Origin of the sequence: Phenylobacterium sp. (genome assembly GCF_020253645.1) — a bacterium.
In the GTDB taxonomy this organism is placed as follows: Bacteria; Pseudomonadota; Alphaproteobacteria; order Caulobacterales; family Caulobacteraceae; genus Phenylobacterium.
The window spans coordinates 1-23778 of sequence record NZ_JADCBG010000207.1; the positions used below are offsets into that span (position 1 = coordinate 1).

At 68.1% G+C, this 23778-nt stretch carries 25 protein-coding genes; 11 read left to right on the top strand and 14 right to left on the bottom strand.

The window, feature by feature from the left end:
- Both INE98_RS13590 and INE98_RS13595 read right to left on the bottom strand, forming a co-directional pair.
- A partial coding sequence (locus tag INE98_RS13590; protein WP_293539585.1) for a VOC family protein occupies positions 1–338 on the bottom strand: 338 nt, incomplete at its 3' end.
- 70 nt (positions 339–408) lie between these two features.
- A complete protein-coding gene (locus tag INE98_RS13595; protein ID WP_293539586.1) occupies positions 409–1089 on the bottom strand; it encodes a hypothetical protein in 681 nt (226 codons plus the stop codon).
- 172 nt (positions 1090–1261) lie between these two features.
- Between INE98_RS13595 and INE98_RS13600 the strand changes: the two genes are divergently transcribed.
- Entirely contained in the window at positions 1262–2023 is a 762-nt protein-coding gene (locus INE98_RS13600) for an SDR family NAD(P)-dependent oxidoreductase (protein WP_293539587.1), read from the top strand.
- Here the strand turns inward: INE98_RS13600 and INE98_RS13605 are convergent.
- Positions 2007–2657 (bottom strand): TetR/AcrR family transcriptional regulator, encoded by a 651-nt coding sequence (locus INE98_RS13605; protein WP_293539589.1) that lies wholly within the window; start codon positions 2655–2657, stop codon positions 2007–2009. The genes INE98_RS13600 and INE98_RS13605 overlap by 17 nt on opposite strands.
- A gap of 99 nt (positions 2658–2756) precedes the next feature.
- Between INE98_RS13605 and INE98_RS13610 the strand changes: the two genes are divergently transcribed.
- Complete coding sequence (locus INE98_RS13610) at positions 2757–3836, top strand: efflux RND transporter periplasmic adaptor subunit (protein WP_293539591.1); 1080 nt, start codon at positions 2757–2759, stop codon at positions 3834–3836.
- Positions 3833–6916: an efflux RND transporter permease subunit gene (locus tag INE98_RS13615; protein WP_293539592.1), complete on the top strand. Its 3084-nt coding sequence runs from the start codon at positions 3833–3835 to the stop codon at positions 6914–6916. The genes INE98_RS13610 and INE98_RS13615 overlap by 4 nt, the downstream gene beginning before the upstream one ends.
- An 18-nt stretch (positions 6917–6934) precedes the next feature.
- Here INE98_RS13615 and hemN read toward each other — a convergent pair whose 3' ends face one another.
- The 5 genes from hemN to INE98_RS13640 form a co-directional block, all read right to left on the bottom strand.
- Positions 6935–8311, bottom strand: a complete 1377-nt coding sequence (gene hemN / locus INE98_RS13620) for an oxygen-independent coproporphyrinogen III oxidase (RefSeq protein ID WP_293539594.1) — start codon at positions 8309–8311, stop codon at positions 6935–6937.
- Between the two features lie 91 nt (positions 8312–8402).
- Complete coding sequence (locus INE98_RS13625; RefSeq protein ID WP_293539597.1) at positions 8403–10067, bottom strand: amidohydrolase family protein; 1665 nt, start codon at positions 10065–10067, stop codon at positions 8403–8405.
- A 66-nt stretch (positions 10068–10133) separates the two neighbouring features.
- Positions 10134–11399: an NRAMP family divalent metal transporter gene (locus INE98_RS13630; RefSeq protein WP_293539599.1), complete on the bottom strand. Its 1266-nt coding sequence runs from the start codon at positions 11397–11399 to the stop codon at positions 10134–10136.
- Positions 11396–11641 carry a hypothetical protein gene (locus INE98_RS13635; protein WP_293539600.1) on the bottom strand — a complete coding sequence of 82 codons (246 nt, stop codon included), beginning with the start codon at positions 11639–11641 and terminating at the stop codon, positions 11396–11398. Before INE98_RS13635 ends, INE98_RS13630 begins: the two co-directional genes overlap by 4 nt.
- A complete protein-coding gene (locus INE98_RS13640; protein WP_293539602.1) occupies positions 11638–11844 on the bottom strand; it encodes a hypothetical protein in 207 nt (68 codons plus the stop codon). Before INE98_RS13640 ends, INE98_RS13635 begins: the two co-directional genes overlap by 4 nt.
- A 214-nt stretch (positions 11845–12058) precedes the next feature.
- Here INE98_RS13640 and INE98_RS13645 point away from each other — a divergent pair, with 214 nt between their 5' ends.
- The 3 genes from INE98_RS13645 (at position 12059) to INE98_RS13650 (ending at position 13682) form a co-directional block, all read left to right on the top strand.
- Positions 12059–12868, top strand: coding sequence for a DUF2189 domain-containing protein (locus INE98_RS13645; protein ID WP_293539604.1), 810 nt, complete (start codon positions 12059–12061; stop codon positions 12866–12868).
- Between the two features lie 87 nt (positions 12869–12955).
- Entirely contained in the window at positions 12956–13090 is a 135-nt protein-coding gene (locus INE98_RS14600; RefSeq protein ID WP_366933482.1) for a leucine zipper domain-containing protein, read from the top strand.
- Positions 13091–13253: 163 nt separating this feature from the next.
- Complete coding sequence (locus tag INE98_RS13650; RefSeq protein WP_293539606.1) at positions 13254–13682, top strand: integrase core domain-containing protein; 429 nt, start codon at positions 13254–13256, stop codon at positions 13680–13682.
- Positions 13683–13700: 18 nt separating this feature from the next.
- Here the strand turns inward: INE98_RS13650 and INE98_RS13655 are convergent, their stop codons facing one another.
- A complete protein-coding gene (locus INE98_RS13655) occupies positions 13701–14084 on the bottom strand; it encodes a DoxX family membrane protein (RefSeq protein WP_293539608.1) in 384 nt (127 codons plus the stop codon).
- A complete protein-coding gene (locus INE98_RS13660) occupies positions 14081–14590 on the bottom strand; it encodes a DUF962 domain-containing protein (RefSeq protein WP_293539609.1) in 510 nt (169 codons plus the stop codon). The genes INE98_RS13655 and INE98_RS13660 overlap by 4 nt, the downstream gene beginning before the upstream one ends.
- 769 nt (positions 14591–15359) lie before the next feature.
- Here INE98_RS13660 and INE98_RS13665 point away from each other — a divergent pair.
- Positions 15360–15788, top strand: a complete 429-nt coding sequence (locus tag INE98_RS13665; RefSeq protein WP_293539611.1) for a hypothetical protein — start codon at positions 15360–15362, stop codon at positions 15786–15788.
- A gap of 179 nt (positions 15789–15967) precedes the next feature.
- On the opposite strand, the gene INE98_RS13670 is transcribed toward INE98_RS13665, so the two are convergent.
- A complete protein-coding gene (locus tag INE98_RS13670) occupies positions 15968–16099 on the bottom strand; it encodes a hypothetical protein (protein WP_293539613.1) in 132 nt (43 codons plus the stop codon).
- A gap of 227 nt (positions 16100–16326) precedes the next feature.
- Positions 16327–16698, bottom strand: a complete 372-nt coding sequence (locus INE98_RS13675) for a cupin domain-containing protein (RefSeq protein WP_293539614.1) — start codon at positions 16696–16698, stop codon at positions 16327–16329.
- A 59-nt stretch (positions 16699–16757) separates the two neighbouring features.
- Between INE98_RS13675 and INE98_RS13680 the strand changes: the two genes are divergently transcribed.
- Entirely contained in the window at positions 16758–17162 is a 405-nt protein-coding gene (locus INE98_RS13680; RefSeq protein ID WP_293539616.1) for a PaaI family thioesterase, read from the top strand.
- A gap of 421 nt (positions 17163–17583) precedes the next feature.
- On the opposite strand, the gene INE98_RS13685 is transcribed toward INE98_RS13680, so the two are convergent.
- A complete protein-coding gene (locus INE98_RS13685; protein WP_293539618.1) occupies positions 17584–19770 on the bottom strand; it encodes a TonB-dependent receptor in 2187 nt (728 codons plus the stop codon).
- 324 nt (positions 19771–20094) lie between these two features.
- Here INE98_RS13685 and INE98_RS13690 point away from each other — a divergent pair, with 324 nt between their 5' ends.
- Together INE98_RS13690 and INE98_RS13695 are read left to right on the top strand one after the other, a co-directional pair.
- Positions 20095–20766, top strand: a complete 672-nt coding sequence (locus tag INE98_RS13690; protein ID WP_293539620.1) for a DsbA family protein — start codon at positions 20095–20097, stop codon at positions 20764–20766.
- A 67-nt stretch (positions 20767–20833) separates the two neighbouring features.
- A complete protein-coding gene (locus INE98_RS13695; protein ID WP_293539621.1) occupies positions 20834–21685 on the top strand; it encodes a methyltransferase in 852 nt (283 codons plus the stop codon).
- Between the two features lie 68 nt (positions 21686–21753).
- Here the strand turns inward: INE98_RS13695 and INE98_RS13700 are convergent, their stop codons facing one another.
- Entirely contained in the window at positions 21754–23346 is a 1593-nt protein-coding gene (locus INE98_RS13700; protein ID WP_293539623.1) for an isocitrate lyase, read from the bottom strand.
- 167 nt (positions 23347–23513) lie between these two features.
- On the opposite strand from INE98_RS13700, the gene INE98_RS13705 reads away from it, so the two are divergent.
- On the top strand, positions 23514–23778 hold a 265-nt coding region (locus tag INE98_RS13705; protein ID WP_293539625.1), incomplete at its 3' end, for a helix-turn-helix transcriptional regulator.

Below are 23778 nucleotides of genomic sequence, written 5' to 3' on the forward strand. Positions count from 1 at the left end.
ACATAGGCGTCGAACTTCTCGACCGGCACATTGAAGGCCAGATGGTTCATGGAGCCATGGGCGGTGACCAGCCCGCCCTCGTGCGGCAGGGTGCGGGGCGAGGAGACGCCCGGGGTCTGGGCCGGGGCGTCGGGGAACCAGAAGAAGGCGAGGGAGTCGCCGTTGCCGATGTCGAAAAAGAAGTGCTGGCCCGACTTCATGGGCAGCTCGATGGTCTTGACCAGGGGCATGCCCAGGACGTCGCGATAGAAGGCCACCGTGCGGGCCATGTCCCGGCAGACCAGGGCGATGTGGTTGACGCCGCGGATCTCGAATTCAGTGTTGGCGGGGGCGGGCATGTTCGGGGTCTCTCTGTCTGCGGGTCGCGGGCCAAGGCTGATCTCTCGAACCGGCGCCGTCAAATCCCATTCAGCCGCCGGTCCGCCGACAGCAGCCGGCCAGGACCTCGCCCGAAGGCGTGGTGACGACCGCTTCGAACGGGTAGGCGAGATCGGACATTCCGTCCGAGCACCCGGCGGCCCGGCGGATCACCACCGCCTGTCCCGGTCCGGGGCCCTTCCCGGTCAGGCTCTGGACAAAGACCCGCGGATCACCCGAGGCGCCCCGTCGCGCGCCAGCCCGCAGGACGCTGTCCGCCTGTCCCGGGCGGCTCATCCGCGCCATGCCCGCCGTCAGCCTGAGGCCCCAGAAGGGCTCCGTCCCCGCGCATTGAAGGGCAAAGGGTTCCGGGTCGGCGGCGCCGGGCTCCAGCCGCGCGGCCGCCGCCCAGGCAGGGCGGGCGTCCCGTTCGGCGGACAGGACCTCCCAGAGATCGCCCGCTTCGCCCTGCGCCCATCGCCCCGTCAGGACGAGGCCGCGGGCGCCGGAGGCCAGGGTCCCGACCGACGGCGAGCCGGCATGAGGGCTCTCCAGCAGCACCAGCGGCCCGGCCCCGGCGACGGTGTAGCGGAAGGCGGGATCCGGGCCAGGCGCGGCCGGTCCGAGGCCGCCCAGGCACAGGACGGCGAGACCCGCGGTGAAGGCCCTGCGGCGCGCGCATGGCCGGCCTGGGCCCTTCCTTTCGATCCCCGTCGCCTCGGCTCCTGGCATCCCGCCTCTCCGGGTCCGGCGCCCCGCCCGACCCGCCTGTTTTCCATCGATCCGTGAAGGCTCGTCGCACGCCGACCGACGCTGTCAAGCGAGGGACTGCGAGAATCCCCCTGACCCGACCGCCCGCGTCGGCTAGGAAGGAGAAAATGCGGGACGGAGGAGACAAGGGGCCATGCAGATCGATCTTTCAGGGCGCGTCGCCCTCGTGACGGGCGGCGGCCGGGGAATCGGCCGGGCCATCTCCCTGTTCCTGGCCGAGGCCGGGGCGGACGTCGCCGTCAACTACCGCTCCGACGCCGAGGCCGCCGAGGAGACCGCCGCCGAAATCCGCGCCATGGGCCGCACAGCGCGCACCTACGCCGCTGCGGTCGAGGACTTCGACCAGGACGCCGCCATGGCCGAGGCCGTGGTGCGCGACTTCGGGGGGGTCGACATCCTGGTGAACAACGCCGGCATCGCCAGCCGCGGCCAGTCGGTGGCCGATACCGATCCCGCCGAGATGGAGCGGGTGGTGCGGGTCCACGCCTTCGGCCCGCACTATCTCTGCAAGCTGCTGATTCCGCAGATGCGGACCCGCGGCCGGGGCGACATCATCATGATTTCCTCGGTGGCCACGATGGGCATGGCGGCCCGCGGCGGGCCCTACAACATGGGCAAGGCGGCTATGGAGGCCCTGGCCCTCACCGTCGCCAAGGAAGAGCGCGCCCACGGCATCCGCTGCAACATCGTCGCCCCGTCCCTGACCGTCACCGAGATGGGCAAACGCCTGACCAAGGCCACCACCGGCCTCGCCGATATCCATGAGCTGGACGCCCGCTCGCCCTTCGGCCGGGTCTCCACCCCCGAGGACGTGGCCGCCGCCGTGACCTGGCTGGTCTCGTCCGCCAATCCCTACGCCAACGGCCAGAAGATCAACATCAACGGCGGGGGGTGACGTCTTCAGGCTGAAAGAGACCATCCGCCAGCATGTCGAGGTGCCGGGTGATGAGGGTTTCGCGATCCGCCCAGGGAAAGTCCTGCCGGGCGAGCAACAGCGAGACTAGGCCGTGCAGTCCCGCCCAGAGCGTCTGGGCCAGCAGCCGCGCATCGCCGGGCCGGGTCAGGCCCCTGGAGACCAGGCGCGCCAGGCGCTCCTCGAAGCGCTGGAAGGTCTTCAGTCCCGCCGCCAGGATGCGTGGATCCAGGGCCTCAAGGCGGGATTTGCGCTTCTCCAGCATGAAGGCCATGCGATAGGCGTCCGGCTGTTCCAGTCCAAAGTCGACATAAATTCGGCAGAACCGCAGGAAGGCGGCGCGACCCGTCATGGCGTCGATGGAAAAGGGACTCACGCGCTGTTCGAGTTCGCTGAAGGCCCGCTCGGTCACCTCCGCCAACAGGTCGTCCCGGTTGCGGAAATGGGTGTAGAGCACAGGCTGCGAGATCCCGACCGCCCCGGCGATATCGCGTGTGGAGACGGCCGTCACTCCGGACTGTGAGAACAGACGCAGGGCGGCGTTGAGAATCTCTTCGCGGCGTTCATTTCCGCGCCCTCTCGGCTTCCGGGTCGATCGACCTTCCACGGGGATCATGACGTCGAATTCACCTCACCTGGCGCCCGGTCGAACTTGACAAGAGGAGGTAAGCTATCAGTGATAAGTGACGAGTGATAGTTTTACCGGTGCATCGCCATGGCTCCGCCCTTCCCACGCCTGCGGCCTCCCATCGCCCTTTCGGCGTTGCTGGCCTCCGGCCTTCTGGCCCTCGGGGCCTGCAGCCCTGCCGAAGATCCGGCCCCGCCCCCGCCGCCGGCGGTCGAGACCGCCCTCGTGGAGCCTGACGGATCGGGCGGCGGCCTGACCCTCAGCGGCGCCCTGGAGCGGCAGAGGGAAATGAACCTGTCCTTCCGGGTCGGGGGGGTGATGACCGCGCTTGCCGTCGATGCCGGAGACCCGGTGTCCGCCGGTCAGGTGCTGGCCCGGATCGATCCGGCGGCGGTGAACGCCCGGGTCACCCAGGCCGAGGCGGACCTGGAGCGCGCCCGCCGGGACCTGCGTCGGGACGAAGCCCTCTTCGCCCAGGGATATGTCAGCACGCAGCGGCTGGAGGATCGCCGCACCGCCGTGACAGCTGCCCAGGCGGCCTATGACTCCGCCGCCTTCGACGGTCGATGGTCGCGGCTGGTCGCACCCGCCAGCGGCGTGGTCCTCGAAAGGCTGGCCCAGGCCGGCGAGGTGCTCCAGCCGGGACAAGCCGTCCTGCGGGTCGCCGACTTGTCCAGCCCCCTCGTCCTGCGGGTCCCGGTCGCCGATCGCGACATAGGCCGGGTCTTCGTCGGACAGGAGGTCAAGGCCAAGATCGACTCCCTGCCGGGCGAGGCGCTCACCGGAAGGGTGGCCAGGGTGGGCCAGGGCGCAGACCCGCGCACCGGCGCCGTGACGGTGGAGATCGAAGTTCCCAGCCGGCCGGATCTGCGGAGCGGCCTTACCGCCAAGGCGGTCTTCCCGGCCGCCAGCGGCGTCCAGGACGTCGTCCGTGCGCCCGCCGAAGCCGTGATCGAGGCCAGCGGGCAGAAGGCCTATGTCTTCCGCCTCAAGGGCGACCGGGTGACCCGCACACAGGTCGTCTTCCTCGGCTTTGACGGCGACCATGCGCGCCTTCGCGGTCTCGCCGCGGGCGACCGGGTGGTCACCGCCGGCGGCGGCTTCCTCAGCGATGGCGAGCGCGTCCGTATCGCCGACGCCAGCGCCCTGACCGGCGCCCTCAAATGAACCTCGATATCGCCGGCTTCGCGGTCCGCCGCTGGCAGTTCACCCTCGTCGCCTTCGCCCTGCTGGCGGCCCTGGGGATCAACGCCTTCCTTTCGACCCCTCGGTCGGAGGACCCGCACTTCCCCCTGCCGATCGTCATCGTCCAGGCGGTCCTGCCAGGCGCCGAGCCCGCCGAGGTGGAGCAGCTGATCGTCGATCCTATTGAAGAGGCGATCGATGGCCTCGATTCGGTCAAAGAGATCAGCTCCAACAGCCAGGACGGCGTCGGCGTCGTCAGCGTCGAGTTCAGCTACGACGTAGATCCCGAACGGAAGTACGACGAGGTGGTGCGCGAGGTGAACGCCCTGCGCCCGACCCTGCCGGACGGGATCGTCCGCCTGGAAGTCAACCGAGCGCGGACCACGGAGGTGGCCATTGTCCAGGTGGCCCTGGTCAGCGACACCCTGCCCATGCGCCGGCTCGAGAAGGCTGCGGAGCGCCTTCGCGAGGACCTCGCCCGGACGCCCGGCGTCCGGCAGGCCCGCTACTGGGGTGCGCCAGCCTCGGAGGTGCGGGTCTCCCTCGACCTGGCCAGGCTTGCGGTGCTTCAGCTCCCCGCCACCGCGGTCACCGACGCCCTCGGGGCGCGAGGCGCCGAGGCCCCGGTAGGCGCCCTGCAGGCGGGCGATCGCAGGTTCAACGTCAAGACGGGCGGCGCCTTCGAGACGCTCGAGTCTGTGGCGGACACACCGGTGCGCAGCCTTGAGGGACGCGTCGTCCGGGTCCGCGACGTCGCCGAGGTGGCCTGGGCCCAGGACGAGCCGGGCCATCTGGCCCGGTTCAACGGCAAGCGGGCGGTGTTCGTGACCGTCACCCAGAAGGATGGCGAGGACGTCGGGCGGATTACGGCGCAGATTCGGCGCGCGCTGGACGAGCACGAGAAGACCCTGCCCGCCAGCGTGAAGCTGGAGCGGGTCTTCTTCCAGGCCGAGAATGTCGACCACCGGCTGAACAAACTGTTCCGCGACTTCGCCATCGCCCTGGGACTGGTCCTGATTACCCTCCTGCCCCTCGGCTTGCGGGCCGGCGTGGTGGTGATGATGTCTATTCCCCTGTCCCTGCTGATCGGCCTCGCCCTGCTCCAGGCCTTCGGCTTCACCCTCAACCAGCTGTCCATCGCCGGCTTCGTCCTGGCCCTCGGCCTCCTGGTCGACGACAGCATCGTGGTGGTCGAGAACATCGCGAGGCGCATGCGGGAGGGCGAGGACCGCATCACGGCGGCCATCAACGGAACGCGTCAGATCGGTCTTGCCGTCGTGGGCTGCACCGCCGCCCTGATGCTGGCCTTCCTGCCGCTGATGGCCCTGCCTGAGGGCGCGGGGGCCTACATCCGTTCCCTCCCGGTCACCGTCCTGGTCACCGTGGGCGCCTCCCTCCTGGTGGCCCTGACCATCATTCCCTTCCTGGCCAGCCGCATCCTCTCGCGCCACGAGGCCCCCGAGGGCAACGCCCTGCTGCGGGCGGTGAACAAGGGTATTCAGAAGTTCTACGCGCCCATCCTGCACGCCGGCCTGGAGCGCCCCTTCCTGACGACCGGCCTCATCCTGGCCCTGTGCCTGACGGCCATCCCCATGGCGCGGGCCATCGGCACAAGCCTCTTCCCGCCCGCCGAGACGCCCCAGTTCCTGGTCCGCATCAAGCTGCCGGACGGGACCGCCCTGGCGCGCACCGACCAGGCCCTGCGCCATGTGGAGACCGTCCTCGCGCGGGAGCCCGAGGTGGCCTGGCGCGCCGGCAACCTGGGTCGCGGCAATCCCCAGATCTTCTACAACCAGTGGCAGGAGGAAATCAGCGCCAGCTACGCCGAGGTCTTCGTCGGCCTCAAGGCCTGGCGCCCCGGGAAGAGCGAGCAGGTCATCGCCCGCCTTCGCGAGGACTTTTCCCACTATCCCGGAGCCCGGATCACCCTGGTCCTGTTCGAGAACGGCCCCCCCGTCGCGGCGCCCATCGAGGTCCGCCTGACCGGCGAGCGGCTGGAGGTGCTGAAGGCGGGCGCGGACCGGATCGAGCAGATTCTCAAGGCGACCCCCGGGGCGCGCGACATCAGCAACCCCCTGCGGGTGGAGCGCACCGACCTCGACCTGGGCCTGGATGAGGCCAAGGCGGCGACCCTCGGCGTCGCCCCCGGGGCGGCCCGACGCATCGTCCGGCTGGCCCTGAGCGGCGAGGAAGCGGCCCGCTTCCGGGACTCCGACGGTGACGACTACTCGGTCAAGGTGCGCCTGCCCATGGAGTCAACAGGCGTCGGAGACCGGAATGAACTCGACGCCCTCGGCTCTGTCTACGTGCCCACCGCGAACGGAGGGGCGACTCCCCTCTCGACCCTCTCCGCGCCGACGCCCGTGACCGGGCCGGCCCGGATCGACCGGTTCGAACGGGAGCGGACCGTGACCATCTCGGCCTTCCTCGAACCCGGCGCTCTCGCGTCAAAAGTGAGCGTGGAGGTCGAGCGCCGCCTGGCCGATCTCGCACTGCCCCCGGGCTACAAGCTGAGCTATGGCGGGCAGGCGGAGGCCCAGTCGGAAAGCTTCGCGGGACTGGGCGCGGCCATCACCATCGCGATCTTCGGCATCCTGGCCGTCCTTGTCCTGGAGTTCGGCCGGTTCAAGAGCGCCCTGGTGGTCGCCGGCATCATCCCGCTGGGCCTGTTCGGCGCCGTCGGCGCCCTGGCCATCACGGGCAATTCCCTCTCCTTCACCGCGGTGATCGGGATCATCGCCCTGATTGGGATCGAGATCAAAAACTCGATCCTGCTGGTCGACTTCACCGAGCAGCTGAGACGCGAGGGGGTTCCCCTGCGCGAAGCGATCGAACGGGCCGGCGAGGTGCGCTTCCTGCCTGTTCTCCTGACCAGCGTCACCGCGATTGGAGGCCTGATCCCCCTGGCCCTCGAGCGCTCCGGTCTCTACTCGCCTCTCGCCATCGCGATCATTGGCGGCCTGATCTCCTCGACTCTCCTCAGCCGCATCGCCACGCCCGTCCTTTACTGGCTGGTGGCCCGGGGTGAGGCGGAGAAGGCCGGCGAGCTGGCGAAGGCCTGACGGGCGGAGGAAAGGCGCCTAGAGCGCCCGCGAGTGCCGCCCCTCGGCCTCGCGGAGATAGACGTCAAAGACGGCGCAGACGCTGCGCACCACCAAACGGCCCGGCTCTGTGACCTTGACCCGGAAGCCGTCCAGTTCGACCAGGCCGTCGGCGGCGAAGGTCTCGAGCTGGGAGATCTCATGCACCAGGTCCCTGGGATGGCGCCCGTCCCGGGCGCAGACCTCGCCCAGGTCGACCGCGAAGTCGCACATCAGCCGCTCGATGATCTCTCCACGGAAGCGGTCATCGGCGCTCAGCTCCACGCCCCGGGAGATCGGCAGGACGTCATGGTCGAGGGCCTTGCGCCAGTCCAGCTCCTGGGCGGCGTTCTGGACAAAGCCCTGCGGCAGGCGACCGATGGCTGACGGGCCGAGGCCCAGGAGGGTTCCGGCGACGTCGGTGGTGTACCCTTGGAAGTTCCGATGCAGCCGGCCCTCGGCCGAAGCGCGGGCCAGATCGTCCTCCGGCACGGCGAAGTGATCCATGCCGACGCGGACATACCCCTCAGAGGCAAGCCGCTCGGCCGCGGTGTCGAACTGGTCGAGCCGCTCCGCGGCCCCGGGCAGGGTGCTCTCCGCGATCAGCTTCTGGTGCGGCTTCATCCAGGGCACGTGGGCATAGCCGAAGAGGGAGATGCGCTCCGGACGGAGATTCATGAGGCTATCCACCGTGGCCAGCGTATTGGCCACGGTCTGATGCGGCAGACCGTACATGAGATCCATGTTGATGGAGATCACCCCGCCCCGACGCAGCCAGCGCACAGCCCGGGCGATCTGCTCGAAGGCCTCGATCCGGTTCACCGCCGCCTGCACCTTGCGGTCCAGGTTCTGGACGCCCAGGCTCGCCCGGGACAGACCGTTCACGCACGCGGTCGTCACCCAGTCCTGGGTCAGGACCTCGGGATCCAGTTCGGCGGCGACCTCCAGGCCGCTTCCGAAACGAAACGCCCCGGACAGAGCCGCCAGGATCGACCCCACTTCCTCCGGGCTGAGCATGTTCGGCGTCCCGCCGCCGAAGTGGAGGGCCGACAGCCGAGGCCGGCGCCCATGCAGGGCCTTGTGGAGCTCGAGGATCTCCTTCTCGAGATAGAAGACAAAGGCGGCCACAGGGCCGTGATGGTTCACCGCGCGGGTGTTGCAGCCGCAGTACCAGCACAGGCGCGAGCAGAAGGGCACGTGGATGTAGAGGGACACGGCCTCGTCGTCAGGCAGGCGGTCCAGCCAGTCGCGATAGGTGGCGGCGGTCACCTGAGGCGTGAACTGCAGCGCCGTCGGATAGCTGGTGTAGCGCGGCGCGCGGCCGTCATACTTCTCGATCAGCGCATCGCGGCTGAGCCGCGCCGTCCGGACCACCATGCGCCCTCCGCTCCTGCGCCCCTGGGAACGCCCTCGGACGCCTATTACACGCCTTCGCCAAACGCCGCCGTGACGCAGATCAAAGGGGGGGTCACGCCATCTCGCAGATACGTCCAGCCCGGGCGTCCGTGTAGCCAGCCGGGGTCCAGGCCAGCTCGCCATTCACCAGCACGGCCTCCACACCCACGGAATCGCGGGTGTAGCGCATGCCGTTTCCGGGCATGTCGAAGACCGGCCGCTCCTCTCCGCGGCCGATACGGTCAGGGTCGAAGACGACGATGTCCGCGGCCTGTCCGGGCGCCAGGCGGCCCCGGTCCTTCAGACCCCAGATATCGGCGGTCTCACCGGTGATCTTGGCCACGGCCTGCTCCAGCGTCAGGGCGCCGGACGCCCGCACGAACTCGCTGAAGAGGTAACCCGTGTCCCCATAGGTCGCGAAGGAGGCCAGATGCGCGCCCCCGTCCCCGGCGCCGATGTGCACCCTCGGCCTCGCCAGCAGGGGTCCGATGCGGGGGGTGTCGTCATGCCCGCCATTGGCCGCCAGGAAGGCGACGTCCAGGCCGTGCTCCAGGGACAGCTCGATCAGGGCGAGGGCGCAGCCCTGCCCGCGGGCGTCGGCGATCGCCTTCAGGGTCTTGCCGGCCAGGTCCGTCGGCGCTTCGCCGGCCCGGGCGACCAGGCGGCCCATCAGCCGCTCGCCGCCGTCCTCGCCTGCATCGCGAAGCAGGCGCGCCCGGGTCTCGGGGTCCTTCAGGGCGGCGATCCGCTCGTCCACGGGCAGGCGCAGGACCCGCACCCAGCTGGGCAGGCGGGCGAAGAACAGGCTGGGCCGCAGGAGGGAGAAGCTGATGTCGATGGGCCGGGTCTGCATCTGCGGCCAGACCCTGGCGCCGCGCTCGAACTGTTCATCCGCCCGGGCGAGGATCCGGTCCACGCTGTCCCGAGCCACCCGGCTGTCGAACACCGGCGAGAAGGTGGTGGGGATGCCGTGCCTGAGGCTGAGCTCCGCCAGCTGGTCGATCCGGGCGATGGTCAGGTCGGCGTCATAGAATTCCGGAACGATCTGCAGCATGCGTCCAAACTCGCCCAGCACGGCGCAGAGGCCGTCCAGCTCCGCGAATTGCGCAAAGCGGCTGGGCACCGGGCGGGCGTTCTCGTCGACATCCACAAAGCTGGTGGAAAGGCCGATCGCCCCCGCCGCCAGGCACTGGCGCAGCATGTCCTGCATGGCGGCGATCTCGTCCGGGCGGGCCGCGCGCTGGTTGGCGTCGGCCCCCATCACCCAAAGGCGGATGACGCTGTGGCCCACCAGGGGCGCGACGTTGATGGCCAGGCCCTTCTCCAGCGCCCGGCGATAGCCTTCCCAGTCCTCCCAGGTCCACTCGAAGGCGACGGTGAAGGCCTCCGGCGGAAGTTCCTCGATCTGCTGGAACATGCCGATCACCGCCTTGCGGTCCCCCGCCTTCAGGGGCGCCATGGACAGCGAGCAGTTGCCCGGAATGATCGAGGTCACGCCATGCTCCAGGCAGGGCTTGGCCGCCCCGTCCCAGAGCAGCTGAACATCGAAATGGGTGTGCGGGTCGATGAAGCCCGGCGCCACGGCCTTGCCGCCGGCGTCCAGCTCGGCCCTGGCCGGGCCATCCACCTTCGGCCCCACCGCCGCAATCCGCCCATCCTTCACGGCCACCTCGCCGACGAAGGCCGGCGCACCCGTGCCGTCCACCACCCGCGCATTGCGGATCACCAGATCGAACATGACGCGCCCTCCGCCCTTTCCCACATTCTCCGCCAGCTTGGCCCGGGCGGGCAAGTCCCCTTAGGTTCAGGTCTGAAACACGAACATCAGGACCACAGCGACGGCCATCACCCCCGTGGCCAGCCATCCCAGCAGGCGAAGGCCCAACGGGGCGGTGAAATCGCCCATCCGTCGCCGGCTGGAGGCGACGATCAAGGTCGCCGCCATCAGGGGCACGGCGATCACCCCGTTCAGGACAGCGCTCCAGAACAGGGCTTTGATCGGATCAAGAGGCGAAAACAGCATCAACAGCCCCAGGCCGTAGGCCAGGGCGATCACACCGTAGAAGGCCCGGGCGTTCTGCGGTTTACGCTCCAGCCCCACTCGCCAGCCGCGCAGCTCGCCCAGGGCGTAGGCCGCCGATCCCGCCAGCACCGGCAGGGCCAGGAGGCCCGCCCCCACTATGCCCAGGCTGAACAGGAGGAAGGCGAAGTCCCCGGCGATGGGCCGGAGGGCCTCGGCCGCCTGAGCGGACGTGGAGATCTCCGTGATCCCCGCCACATGGAGGGTGGAGGCCGTGGTCAGCATGATGAAGAAGGCGATCAGGTTCGAGAACCCCATGCCGACATAGGTGTCGAAGGCTATTCGATCCAGTTCCCTGCGCGCCGGGCGCGGATCCTTCTTCAGGGGCGCAGCCCCCGCCAGGGTCTCCTCCTCCACCTCCTGGGCGCTCTGCCAGAAGAACAGGTAGGGACTGATGGTGGTTCCGAACACGGCGACCACGGTGATGACAGCCTCCCGGCTCCAGTCCAGCTGCGGCCACAGGGCGTCCCGGGCCGCCGCCGTCCAGTCGATCTGCACGGTGAAGACCACGCCCACATAGGCGAAGAGGGACAGGGTCAGCCACTTCAGGACGTCGACATAGCGGTGGTAGGGGGTGAACACCTGCAACAGCAGCGAGCCTGCCGCCAGGCCGATGGCGAAGACCGCCGCGTTCCCGCCCGTAACCAGCCGCACCGCCGCGCCCATGGCGGCGATGTTCGCCCCGATGTTCACCGTATTGGCGATGAACAGCAGAAGGACGATGCCGTATGCGGCCCAGCCGGGCAGGACCCGGCGCATGTTGGCGGCCAGCCCCTGTCCCGTCACCCTGCCGATCCGCGCGCAGATCGACTGGATGGCCGTCATCAGCGGCAGGGTCAGCACCACCGTCCACAGGAGCTCCGTGCCGAACCGGGCGCCGGCCTGGGAATAGGTGGCGATGCCGCTGGGGTCGTCATCCGCCGCACCGGTGATCAGGCCAGGACCGAGGCGTCGGAAAAAGGCGACGAGGGGCGGAAGGCGGCGGCTCAACGGTTCAGGTCTCCGTAGAGGCCCTGCAGCACCTGACGCCAGGGCCGGCCGACCAGGTCGCCCGCCCCCGCCGCGCCACAGGCCGCCAAGATGTCGAAGCCGGCCTCGGCGTCGAGCACTACAGGGGCCACGACGCCGTTCTCGAACCTCACGCTCAGAGTCAGCTCGGCCTCGCCGTCATGCCCGGCCGAGACCTCTGCAGAGACCACCACGGCCTCCCCATCCTGCGCACCGCCGCTCAAGACCTCGGCGGCTCCACGAAGACCACGTCGCCGCCCAGAAGCAGGCCGCGCGGCTTGCGCATCACGAAGATATGCAGGTTCCAGCCCCGGATCCTGTCCATCGCCTCCTCCAGGGACAGGTCCGGAAGGGCCCGCGCCGCCAGCGCCTCCAGAGGCTCGTCCGGCTCCGGCGTGACGAACCGTCTCTGCTCGGTCAGCGTCATGGGCGCCTCCTGGCCTTTGGGACGCCGACTGTGGCACAGGCTCCGCAGCGGGGGGAAGTGGGGTAAGACCCCCGCTCATCCCTCCGTAGCCGACCGGAACCGCCTCCGGCTTGCCGCAAGCTGCGTCCAGGCCCAGTGTGCGGGGCAGGCCGCACCCTGCGCCGGGGGCCTCCTGGGTCGGGGGGCCGGAGCGGGGCGGAGGAGGGAGAGCGCCATGGAGGCCGTCGCCGACGCCGCAAAACTGCCGACGATCCGAAAAGTCGGACCGGCCGCCCCCCTGCGATGGCTGGCCGCGGCCTTGGGCGACCTCTCGCGGGCGCCGCTGCCTTCCTTTTTCCACGGCCTCGTTCTGACCCTGGTCAGCGTGGGCCTGTCCCTGTCCCTGTTGCGCGAGTGGGGCGCCTTCTGGACCGTGGCGCTGACCTTCGGCTTCATCCTGGTGGCGCCGCTTCTGGCCATGGGGCCCTACGAGACCGGCCGCCTGCTGGAGGCCGGGCGCAAGCCGACCGTGGGGCGCACCCTGCTGGTGCGTCGCGCCCTGAGGGCCGACGTGGTGGTTCTGGGGGTCGGTCTCTTCTTCCTGTTCGCCCTGTGGCTCCGCGCCGCCCAGGTGGTCTACGGTCTGTCGACCTTCACCCTTCACGATACGCCCGAACAGCTGGCCGCCTTCGCCTTCGGAACGGACGAGGGTCGGGTCATGCTGCTTGTGGGATCGGCCGTCGGCGCGGTATTCGCCTTCCTGACCTTCTCCTGTGTGGTGGTGGCGGCCCCGATGCTGCTTGACTCCCGCGTCGGTGTGTTCGCCGCCGTCGCGACCAGCGTACGGGCCACCCTGACCAACATGGGGCCGCTGCTGGTCTGGGCAGGCCTGATCGCCGCCCTGGTTGCCCTGACCGCCGCTACCGGCTTCCTGCCCATGATCATCGTCTTCCCTTGGCTGGGACTGGCGAGCTGGCGGGCCTTTCGCGACCTGGTGGCGCCCGACGGCATGCTGGCGCCCGACGCAGGGGTGTCGGCGGATTAGGTGTCATTACGACGAAGGCTGTTCACCCGAGGAGGCGCTTGAGCGAAGCTGGAGTTGCAACACACCACTTCCGGCGGAACTCCCCGGATGAACGTGCATAATCATGCCCGGCTGACGCCTTCGGGTCGAGCCTTAATGGTCAAACGGACGGAACAGGGCTGGCCGGCGCAGTCCGCAGTTGGGCCGGCCGATGTCCGCGCAAGTCGCCTGAGCTTCGGGTGACAGAGACCGAGCGGCTGCGTCGCCAACGGCTGAGCGGCCCCCAGATCGACCAGGTGCTGGGGATGGCGGTCTCGACGATGGGCGTTGTGCGGCGTCGGCTGGCCTGTCGGAGATTCCGCCCTCCGAGTGCAAGGAAGACACCACCGCCTTCCTGGAGAGGGCCGTGGCCTGGCTCGGCCGCCAGGGCGTCAGCGTCCAGCGGGTCATGACCGATAACGGCTCGGCCTATCGCTACGGTCTCTTCCGCAAAGTCCTTGCCGACGCCGGAGCCAGGCCCGTCCGACCCCGGCCCTGCACGCCCAGGACCAACGGCAGGGCCGAGCGCTTCATCCAGACCCGCCCGCGCGAGCAGACCTACGCCCGGCCATACGGCTCATGGGCTGAACGAGCCCTTGCCATCGGACCCTGGACGCACAGCTACAACCTCGCCAAGCCCCACGCCCGCCTCAAAGGCCGCACCCCATTACACAGCGTGAACAACCTTCGCGTAAACGATGACGAGGCCGTGGCGCGGAATCCTCGCGGCGTATTCTGGGATGTTACGTACGAACGGGCTGACGAACGCACGCGATCGCCTGAAATCCCCCATTAATCCGGACTATGGCTTCCGTCAGCGATTCTTCTTGATCGCGGCCTGCGCTGCAAGCACCAGCAGACCCCCAGCAATCGCCAAGTCCTTGAAAAAGATAGATCTCTCGGCTTTGTCGGCAAGATCGCTATGGAAGATAAACGCTGCCAGTAAGCAGAAGATGCCGAGAGCTGCAGCCACCTCCCGCAGACGCCAGCCCAACAGTAGCGCCAAGCCCCCGCCAAGCTCCAAGGCGACGACCGCTGGGAACAGCACCGTTGGCACGGAGAACGCCTGCATTTGGTCCAGGACAGGCTTGGAATCGATGACTTTTGCCACGCCCGCGAGGATGAAGAGGAGCGCCATCAGCGTTCGGCCGAGAATGGCGACGCCGGCCGGGCCGGCGAGGTTGCGAAGGCCGATCACTGCTTATTCTCCGCGGCCGAGGTCGCGACCGTGGCGCTCAAGTTCCGCGGGCGAATCGCGGGGAACACTTCGGCCATGATCATCACAGGACCGAGCAGCAGGTTCTCCGGACGCTTGACGAACTGCGGCGATTCGCCTTCGAAACCGTGGCCGATAAACTGGAAAACCCATCCCAAGACGAAGCCCGCTGCGATGATGCCGGCTGCTGTGAGGCCCGAAAAGTGCGTGGTCACTGAATGGGCCACAGCATAACAGGCAGCGATCAGGATCAGATAAGCAAAGCCCGCCAGTCGCGACCAGTACAGCACGATCGCCACGGTCAGGACCGCCAGCGCGGTGGCGAGGTTGGCGTGTTCCCAAGCCCCCTCGCCGGGGAGCCGAACGTAACTTGTCACCGCAATGACCGAAGTCACAATCAGGGGAATGCCGATGGCATGCGTTGCGCGGTTCAGCGGGGACCGATGGATGGCGTCGTAACTGGCGAGGATGTTTTCGTAATGGCTCATGCTAGCCTCCTGGATTGCACATTGACGACAAGAGTTCGGAAGGTTGCGACGAACGCCCCTGGGTCCTCTCGGAAAGCGCCGTAGCTGCATTGAAACAGGGTAACCCGGTGTACCGGCATGTGCGCGAACGCCGCTTTGGGGCGCGCCAAGTCGAGCCAGACAGGCAGGGTAAGCCTTGGAGCGAGGGCCCTGAGGTCCCCGACAGGCCCCCCGAGGCCCGTCCATGCATTGGCCAGCATAGGGGCAAGGTCGCGCCCAGCCGCAACAACACGCGCGCGGTGCGCACGCGCAGGCCACCCAGACAGCACCACGAAGCGGCAGTGCGCGGCGACGGCCGCGAAGAACCAAACCGCGCCGCGTTTGCCCGCGCGGAAGAAGGACTCCATGTGACCGATCACGAAGCGCGCGGCCCCATCGAGAGGCGCAAGGCCGCCCGCCTTGCCTGGCGCCAGCCCCGCAGATCGGTCCGGCGGAGACCGGTTCATCCCCGGCTGGTCGACCGCGATTGGCTCGAAATCCGAATCCAATCGTTCAGCCAGGCCAACGAAATCACCGCTCCCATGGCCGGATGCGTTCAGACACGGAACCGGCAAGCCGCGGCCCCACCGCTTGACGACAAGGCGCGCACCGGAGGGCAGGCCCGGAAAGTCTGCGCCATCTGCGGCGCTCAAGGCGGCAAGGCTTGGCGACATCTTCGGCGATTGCTCCACCAGAGGGCAGATCTCAACAGGCGAGACTCAAGCGATCAATTGAGTGATATGAATATCACATGATCACGACTGAAGTCAAGAAACCCTGCGCACCCAAGGGCGAAACGAGGACGTTGCTCCTTGCGGCTGGAGGTACGGAGTTCAATACGGCGAGCTTTGGCGGGCCCGATATCAACCGGATCGCTCGTGTCGCAGGCTACGCTCCGCAGACCTTCGATCGCCATCTTGCCGAGAAGACCGAGATCCTCATCCGCGTTCATGAGAGATCGCAGGACGATGAGCGGGCAAAGATAGCGAGCACCATGCAGGCTTCGCCGAGCGGCGCCAGCCATCGGGAAAGGGCGGGCTTTCGCCGGTCGCTCCGGCTATTTTCTGTCGACGACGATCGGGTACAACGGCGGGCGCGGCGAACCGGCGAGCACAGCTGGATGCGCTTTGAACAAGGCTGGCGCCTTAGCCCTGGGCGTCCCGGGTCAGCGCCCTCTTGACGGTCGAAAGACTGTGCGGCGCTGCTGCGGACGCGGAAATGGATGATCTCGGGCTCTCCCCGGGAGACTGGACCGCGTTGACGGCTAAGGCCCTTGACCGGCTGAGGGGGCCCAAATCGTCTTCTGTTTCCTCAGGGTATGAGGGCCCAGGTCTCCGTCTTGCAACGCGGGTAGATGACTTAGCCCCCGAGTTGCACATGGTTGGCGTCGATCAGGCGCCGCTCAGCCGAGAAGGCCGGCCAATCGCCGGGATTGTAGCCCTCACCATCCATTCTGACATTTGGACCGCCTTCCCGGCGGGTCACGAACATGAGCCCCTTCAAACGACGGACCCGTGGCTCTGCATCGGCATTCTTCCCGTTCCGGAGGTCCGGCTCGGCCGCGACCTGCGTTGAGGTGACAAGCTTGCCGCTTCGTTCAACGCCCCACGGATCCAGGCGAACCTCGCCCTCAAGAATCGGAGTCCGCCAGCGGCCTCGGACCTTTGCGGGTGGCGCCTATGCGGTGAGTCGCATGACCAGGGCGGTTGCTAGGAAAATCATGCGATGTCTCCCTGCTCCTCGTCTGGCGAAACGACATCGTAAATCGGGAGCTGGGGCAGGCGTACGAAAAGAAGCGTGTCGGCCAAGGCTTCGACACGGTGCCCTTCATTTGGCTGCGTCTCGACATAGTCGCCAGCACTCAGAATGCGTCCGCCAATCTTTGCCTGGCCCGAAATCACGAAGAGTTCCTCTCCCCCCGGATGGGTATGCCACCCGCCGATCGTTCCAGCGGCAAAGCGCGTCAGCGTCGTGATCCCGTCGGCATCAGCCTTCAGCAGCACATAGTCGACGCCAGGTTCCAGCGCTGTCCACGCCGCGTCTTGGGTTGCTACGAGGCGGCCCACTGGTTGAGCAGAAGCTTGTTTCATGGTGTGATATCTATATCACTTCCGGGTTGCCCGTCAATGTTCCAATGGAGTTGTAAGACATGATCGACCTCGCTGAGCGACTGAATGGTGATCAAACGCCGATCGCGCTGCTACTTGGGCGCACGATAATCGCCGCCGATCGCGAAGGGCATGTTCGCTTGCGGTTCGAGGCGCGACCCGAGTTCTGCAACGGCGATGGCGTCGTGCAAGGCGGGCTGGTCGCCGCGATGCTCGATGCCGCTTTGGGCGCGGCAGTGCGGGCGAAGGCAGGCGCTGATGCTCGGCCCGTCACCACCGAGTTCAGCGTTAGGTTCGTGCGTCCCGTTTGTCCTGGGGCCGTGGATGCTGTCGGCCGTGTGCTGGCCTATGCGGGACGGACAGCCATCGTTCAGGCCGAGGTGATCGACGCAGAGGGACAGATCATTGCCTGCGCAACGTCCACCAAACTTGTAAAGTTGAAATGACGCAGACGTGGATACTCGTGAGCGCGGGGCGCCGAGGACGCCTGAGCTTCGGGTGGCAGAGACCGAGCGGCTGCGTCGCCAACGGCTGAGCAGCCCCCAGATCGCCCATGTGCTGGGGATGGCGGTCTCGACGATGGGCGTTGTGCGGCGTCGGCTGGCCTACACGGAGACCCTGCCCTCCGAGCGCAAGGAAGACACCACCGCCTTCCTGGAGAGGGCCGTGGCCATCGGACCCTGGACGCACAGCTACAACCTCGCCAAGCCCCACGCCGGCCTCAAAGGCCGCACCCCATTACAGAGCGTGAACAACCTTCGCGGAAACAATGACGAGGACGACCGCTTGGTCCGGTCCCGGGGGGGGCAAAAGGAAAGGGCCGGGGATCGCCCCCAGCCCTCGCAGTTCCGGTTGTGCCGGCCGACTTCAGCGCAGGCGGGCCGTCAGCGCCACGCCGATGACGCGGGGCTCGTTCACGAAGGCGGTGTTGTTGTTGAAGTCGATACCGCCCTTGATGTTCGCCTCGTCGGTGATGTTGCGGCCAAACAGCGCCACCTCCCAGGAGCCATCCTCGCGGGCGTAGCCCACCTTGAGGCCGCCCTCGAAATTCCCGTCGGTGACGAACTCCTTGGACTCGTACAGGAAGAGGTTCGTCTTGCCCTGGACGCTCCAGTCGGTGAAGGCGAACAGCTCGCCGCCGTTTCCGAGCGAGACGCTGTAGCGCGCGCTCACATCGAACATGTACTCGGGCGCGTTCGGGAAGGGGTTGCCGTTGATCAGGGCGCGGTTCTGGCTGTTCAGCGGGTCGGTGACCGTGCACTGGGCGCAGACGCCCACCGCCAGGGCGTTGTCCTTGATCTCGGTGTCGGCATAGCTGTAGCCGGCGGTCAGGAGGAGGTTCTCATTGACCACCCACTCGCCGTCGAGCTCGAAGCCCCAGGCGCCGCCCTCCTTGGCGTTGAGCAGCCGCACGATGTTCCCGGAGCCGCCAACCGCCGTGAACTGCGGGTCGTTTACCGTGTAGGTGAAGACGGCGCCGTTGAGGCGGACGCGGCGATCGAAGAGCTCGCTCTTGAAGCCCGCCTCCCAGGACAGGATGGTCTCGGACTGGGCGACAGAGGGGGCGCCGAAGAAGGCCACGTCGCGACCCTGGATGGTCGGGCCGCGGAAGCCGCGGGCCACGCGGCCGTAAAGGCCGACCGTGTCGCTGACGTCGTAGAAGGCGCTCAGGTCCCAGCTGACCTGCTCATCGGACACATTGACCTTGGCGAAGGGGATTGGCGCAACGATGTTGGTCAGGGACTTCTCGTCACTGGTCCAGCGCAGGCCAGCCGTCAGCTTCAGGTCGTCACTGACTTCGTAGGAGGCCTGGCCGAACACCGCCCAGGAGGTGTTCTCATGGCGCAGCTCGGTGGGGGCGACAAAACCGGGATCGGTGCGCAGCACCATCCGGGAGTCGAAGTAATAGGCGCCGGCCTGCCAGGTGACCGGACCGCCCGCATCGCTGGCAAGACGGACTTCCTGGGTGATCTGGTCGAGATCCTTGATGCCGTCGGCGGTGTCGGACGGGAAGGGGATGAAGCCGGGACCATTGGTCATGTTGCCGCCGTCGATATCCCCCCGGCTGACGCCGTTGGTCGTCTGGTAGGCGGTGATGGAGGTCAGGGTCGCCGAAGGCAGCTTGTAGTCCATCTTCAGGGAGGCGCCGGACCCGTCATAAGCCTGCGGATTGCCGCCGCCGCCATCGAAGAAGACCTTCTCCCGGTCGAAATTGGCGTTGAGCTTGTTGCTGCCCTTGGTCAGGACGTTGGCGCGGAATACCGCCGAGGTGCCGTCCAGCGAGCGGTTGTGGACCCCCAGCAGGGCGCTGAAGTCCTCGGTCGGGGTGAACAGGAGCTGAAGGCGGACGGCCGTCTCCTCGTACCCGCCCAGGGCGTTGTTCTTCTTCGTGAAGGCGTTGTCGATCCAGTCGTCGCGACGCTGGACCAGAACGGAGAGACGGGCGGCCAGCAGGTCCTGGACGATCGGGGCCCCGAGACCGCCGTCGAAGGAGAGGGTTCCGTAGCTGCCATAGGTCGCCGTTCCCCGGGCGGAGAGGGTCTGGCTGGGCCGGATGGTGTCGAACTTGATGATGCCGGCGGTGGTGTTGCGGCCGAACAGGGTGCCCTGCGGCCCGCGCAGCACCTCCACGCGGTCCAGGTCGAACAGGGGCTTGCTCTTCAGAACCACGTTCTCCATCACCACGTCGTCCATGATGACCGAGACGGGCTGCGAGGCCGCCAGGTCGAAGTCGGCGTTGCCCAGGCCCCGGATGTAGAAGCGCGGGGCGGCCCGGCCGTTCGAGGACTCCGCGTAGAGCGCGGGCACGCGGGACGACAGGGTCAGGATATCGTCGCCGGCGGCGAACAGGCCCCGCAGGCGCTCGCCCGAGACCGAGGCGACGGACAGGGGCACGTCCTGCAGGTTCTCGCTGCGCTTCTGGGCGGTGACCACCACCTCGCCGACGGTCGAGTCCTGGGCCAGGGCGGGAGCGCCGAGGGCCAGGGCGGCGGTCAGAGCGGCTACGCCACAGGAGAGGGTCAGGCGGCTCTTGGCCGACGTCGACTTGATCATGGGAAGTCCTCGCGAAGTCCGCCGCAGTCGCGGCCAGGTGAGCCGGGACGCCCCCCAGCCCTTCAGAACGTGGGACCAACGGCTATTGGGACCGGGCCGACGCTTCTACCGCGCCCGGCCGAGAGCCTGTGGATAACTTCGCGTTTGTGGCGATCCTGTGTCGAGTCGGTGACATCCGGGCGAAGGTGGCGGGCGGGCGGCGCCCGGGGCGGGTGCGGAGGTGCATCCGGCGACGCAGGGGCGTAGGGTGGGGCTGCGCCTGCGCGACCCCTGCCGCGACGCGGGCGCGCGCGCCTCACGACGCGGCGGGGACGGAGCCCCCCCATGAAGACCGTCGCCCTGACCTGCTTCACTGACGTGCTGTGCGTCTGGGCCTGGATCGGCGAACTACGCCTTGCCGAGCTGCGCCGCACCCACGGCGAGGCGGTGGCGGTGACCCAGCGGTTCTGCAACGTCTTCGGCGCCACCGCTCTGAAGATACAGGCGAACTGGGGCGCGAAGGGGGGCTATGAAGGTTTCGCCGGTCACCTCGCCCACGTGATGGAGGGCTTCCCCGAGCTGGCGGCCAGCCCGGACCTGTGGCGCCGCGTCCGCCCGGCCTCCTCCCTGCCCGCCCACCTGGCCCTGAAGGCCGTCCAGGCGCAGGCGGCGGCGGGCGGCGCCCCCGACCTCGGCGACCGGGCTATCCTGCTGATCCGGCAGGCCTTCTTCGAGCAGGGGCGGGACATTTCGGCGACCTCCGTCCTCGATGACGTAATCTCCGCCGCCGGCGCAGACCTGGCCGACGTCCACGCCCGCCTCGCCCGTGGCGAAGCCCACGCCGCCCTGATGGCCGACTACCAGGAGGCCCAGGCCCTGGGCGTCAAGGGCAGCCCCAGCCTGGTGCTGAACGAGGGCCGGCAGACCCTCTACGGCAATGTCGGCTTCCGCGTGATCGAGGCCAATATCGCCGAGCTGCTGCGCGAGCCTCAGGCCGGAGCGGCCAGCTGGTGCTGACCCCTTGCGGATCGGGCCCGGGCGCCCAAGTCTCTGTCACCACGACCGTTTTCCCCGGAGCTCCCGAATGACCGCCTCCCGACGCCAGGCCCTCGGCCTGGCCGCCGCCGCCGCCCTTGTCCTGACCTCCGCCCAGGGGGCCCAGGCTGCAGACGCCGCCCTCGCCAAGGCGGTGGCCTCCGAGACCCGCCCCGCCGCTGACCGCGCCCGGGACAAGTTCCGCAATCCCGCGGAATCCCTTTCCTTCTGGGGCCTGAAGCCAGGCCAGACCGTGGTCGAGGTCTCGCCCGGCGGCGGCTACTGGACCGAGATCCTGGCCCCCTACGCCATGGCCACCAAGGGCCGCTACGTGGCCGGCGTCGCCGACCTCGCCAACCCCAAGCTGTCGGACGGCGCCCGCAAGGCCCGGGCCGACTTCGAGGCCCGCTTCGCCGACACGGCCCGCTACGGAAAGATCGAGTATGTCGGCTTCGGCGCGACCTCCGGCCCCCTGGGCGCCCCCGGCTCCGCCGACCTGGTCCTGACCGCCCGCAACATCCACAACTGGATGTGGGCCCCGGGCATGCTCCCCAAGGTCATGAACGACTTCAACGCCGTCCTGAAGACGGGCGGCGTCCTGGCGGTGGAGGAGCACCGCTCCGATCCCCGTCCCATGGCCGCCGACGGCCGCGACGGCTATGTCTCCGAGGCTGCCGTGATCGCCGCCGCCGAGGCCGCCGGCTTCCGTCTCGACGCCCGCTCGGAGATCAACGCCAACGCCAAGGACACCAAGGACCATCCCTTCGGCGTCTGGACCCTGCCGCCTTCCCGCCGCAGCTCCGCCCCTGGCGCCCAGCCGGCCCCGGATTTCGACCGCGCCCGGTACGACGCCATCGGCGAGAGCGACCGCATGACCCTGCGCTTCGTGAAGGTCCGCTGATCTTCTCCACGAAAAAGGGCCCCGGATCGCTCCGGGGCCCTGATCCGTTCGGGTGATCCGGTCCGCCGTCAGGCGAACTGGTGCATGGTGTTGGCGTCGCCCGAGGCCTTCAGGGCCGCCTCGCCGGCGAAGTATTCCTTGTGGTCGTCGCCGATGTCCGAGCCGGACATGTTCTGGTGCTTCACGCAGGCGATGCCCTGTCGGATTTCCTGGCGCTGGACGTTCAGGACGTAACCCAGCATGCCGGCCTCGCCGAAGTACTCCTTGGCCAGGTTGTCCGTGGACAGGGCCGCGGTGTGGTAGGTCGGCAGGGTGATGAGGTGGTGGAAGATCCCCGCCCGCCGGGCGCCATCGGCCTGGAAGGTGCGGATCTTCTCGTCCGCCTCGTAGGCCAGAGCGGTGCCGTCGTAGTCGACGCTCATCAGCTTCTCGCGGTCATAGGCCGAGACGTCCTTGCCCTCCTTCTTCCAGGCGTCGAAGATCTGCTGCCGGAAGTTCAGGGTCCAGTTGAAGGACGGCGAGTTGTTGTAGACCAGCTTGGCGTTCGGGATGACCTCGCGGATCCGGTCCATCATGCTGGCGATCTGCTCGACATGCGGCTTCTCGGTCTCGATCCAGAGCAGGTCGGCGCCGTTCTGCAGCGAGGTGATGGAGTCCAGCACGCAGCGGTCGGCGCCGGTGCCTTCCCGGAACTGGAAGAGGTTGGAGGGCAGGCGCTTGGGCCGCATCAGCTTGCCGTCGCGGGTGATCAGCACGTCTCCGGCCTTGCACTCGGCCGGGGTCACTTCCTCGCAGTCGAGGAAGGAATTGTACTGGTCGCCAATGTCGCCCGGCGTGTGGCTGACGGCGATCTGCTTGGTCAGGCCGGCGCCCAGGCTGTCGGTGCGGGTCACGATGATCCCGTCCTCGACGCCCAGTTCCATGAAGGCGTAGCGGCAGGCGCGCACCTTGGCGAGGAAGTCCTCGTGCGGGACGGTCACCTTGCCGTCCTGGTGGCCGCACTGCTTTTCGTCGGAGACCTGGTTCTCGATCTGCAGGGCGCAGGCGCCCGCCTCGATCATCTTCTTGGCCAGGAGGTAGGTCGCCTCGGCGTTGCCGAAGCCGGCGTCGATGTCGGCGATGATCGGCACGACATGGGTCTGGTAGCCGTCGATGGCCTTGAGGATCGAGGCTTCCTTGGCCTTGTCGCCGGCGGCGCGGGCGGCGTCGAGGTCGCGGAACATCATGCCGAGCTCACGGGCGTCGGCCTGCTTGAGGAAGGTGTAGAGCTCCTCGATCAGGGCCGGCACGGAGGTCTTCTCGTGCATGGACTGGTCCGGCAGGGGGCCGAAGTCCGAGCGCAGGGCGGCGACCATCCAGCCCGAAAGGTAGAGGTACTTCCGGTCGGTGGTCCCGAAGTGCTTCTTGATGGAGATCAGCTTCTGCTGGCCGATGAAGCCGTGCCAGCAGCCCAGGGACTGGGTGTAGTTGGCCGGGTCGGCGTCGTAGGCGGCCATGTCCTTGCGCATGATGGCGGCGGTGTAGCGGGCGATGTCGAGGCCGGAGCGGAAGCGGTTCTGCACCTGCATGCGCACCACGGACTCGGCGCTGATGCCGTCCCACGTCCCGTTCTTGCTGCGGATGAGCTTTTCGACCTGCTGGATATCGTCCTGGTACGACATGGCCTTGGAATCCCTTGCTTGCCGGGCGCCCGCCAGACGGGGCCTTTGGCGGCCTGCCGTGTGACGCAGGCGTGACAGGGAATCGAGTCCCCGCGAAGTCGATCTGTCAGACTTTACAAGCTAGACTTGTAATGTTGTAAGGCTCCGACTCCCCGGGAGGCCTCCACATGCCCAGCGAACGCCGCCTCTATGTCGGTCCCAGCCTCCGGCGCCTGCGTCGCGACCTGGGCCTGACACAGTCCGACATGGCTCAGGACCTCGAGGTTTCAGCCTCCTACATCGCCCTACTGGAGCGCAATCACCGACCCCTCAGCGCCGAGATGCTGGTGCGGCTGGCCCAGACCTACAGGCTGGACGTGGCCGCCCTGGCGGCGGAGAGCGGCGACGACTCCGCCCGGCTGCAGTCGGCCCTGCGCGACCCGATGTTCGGCG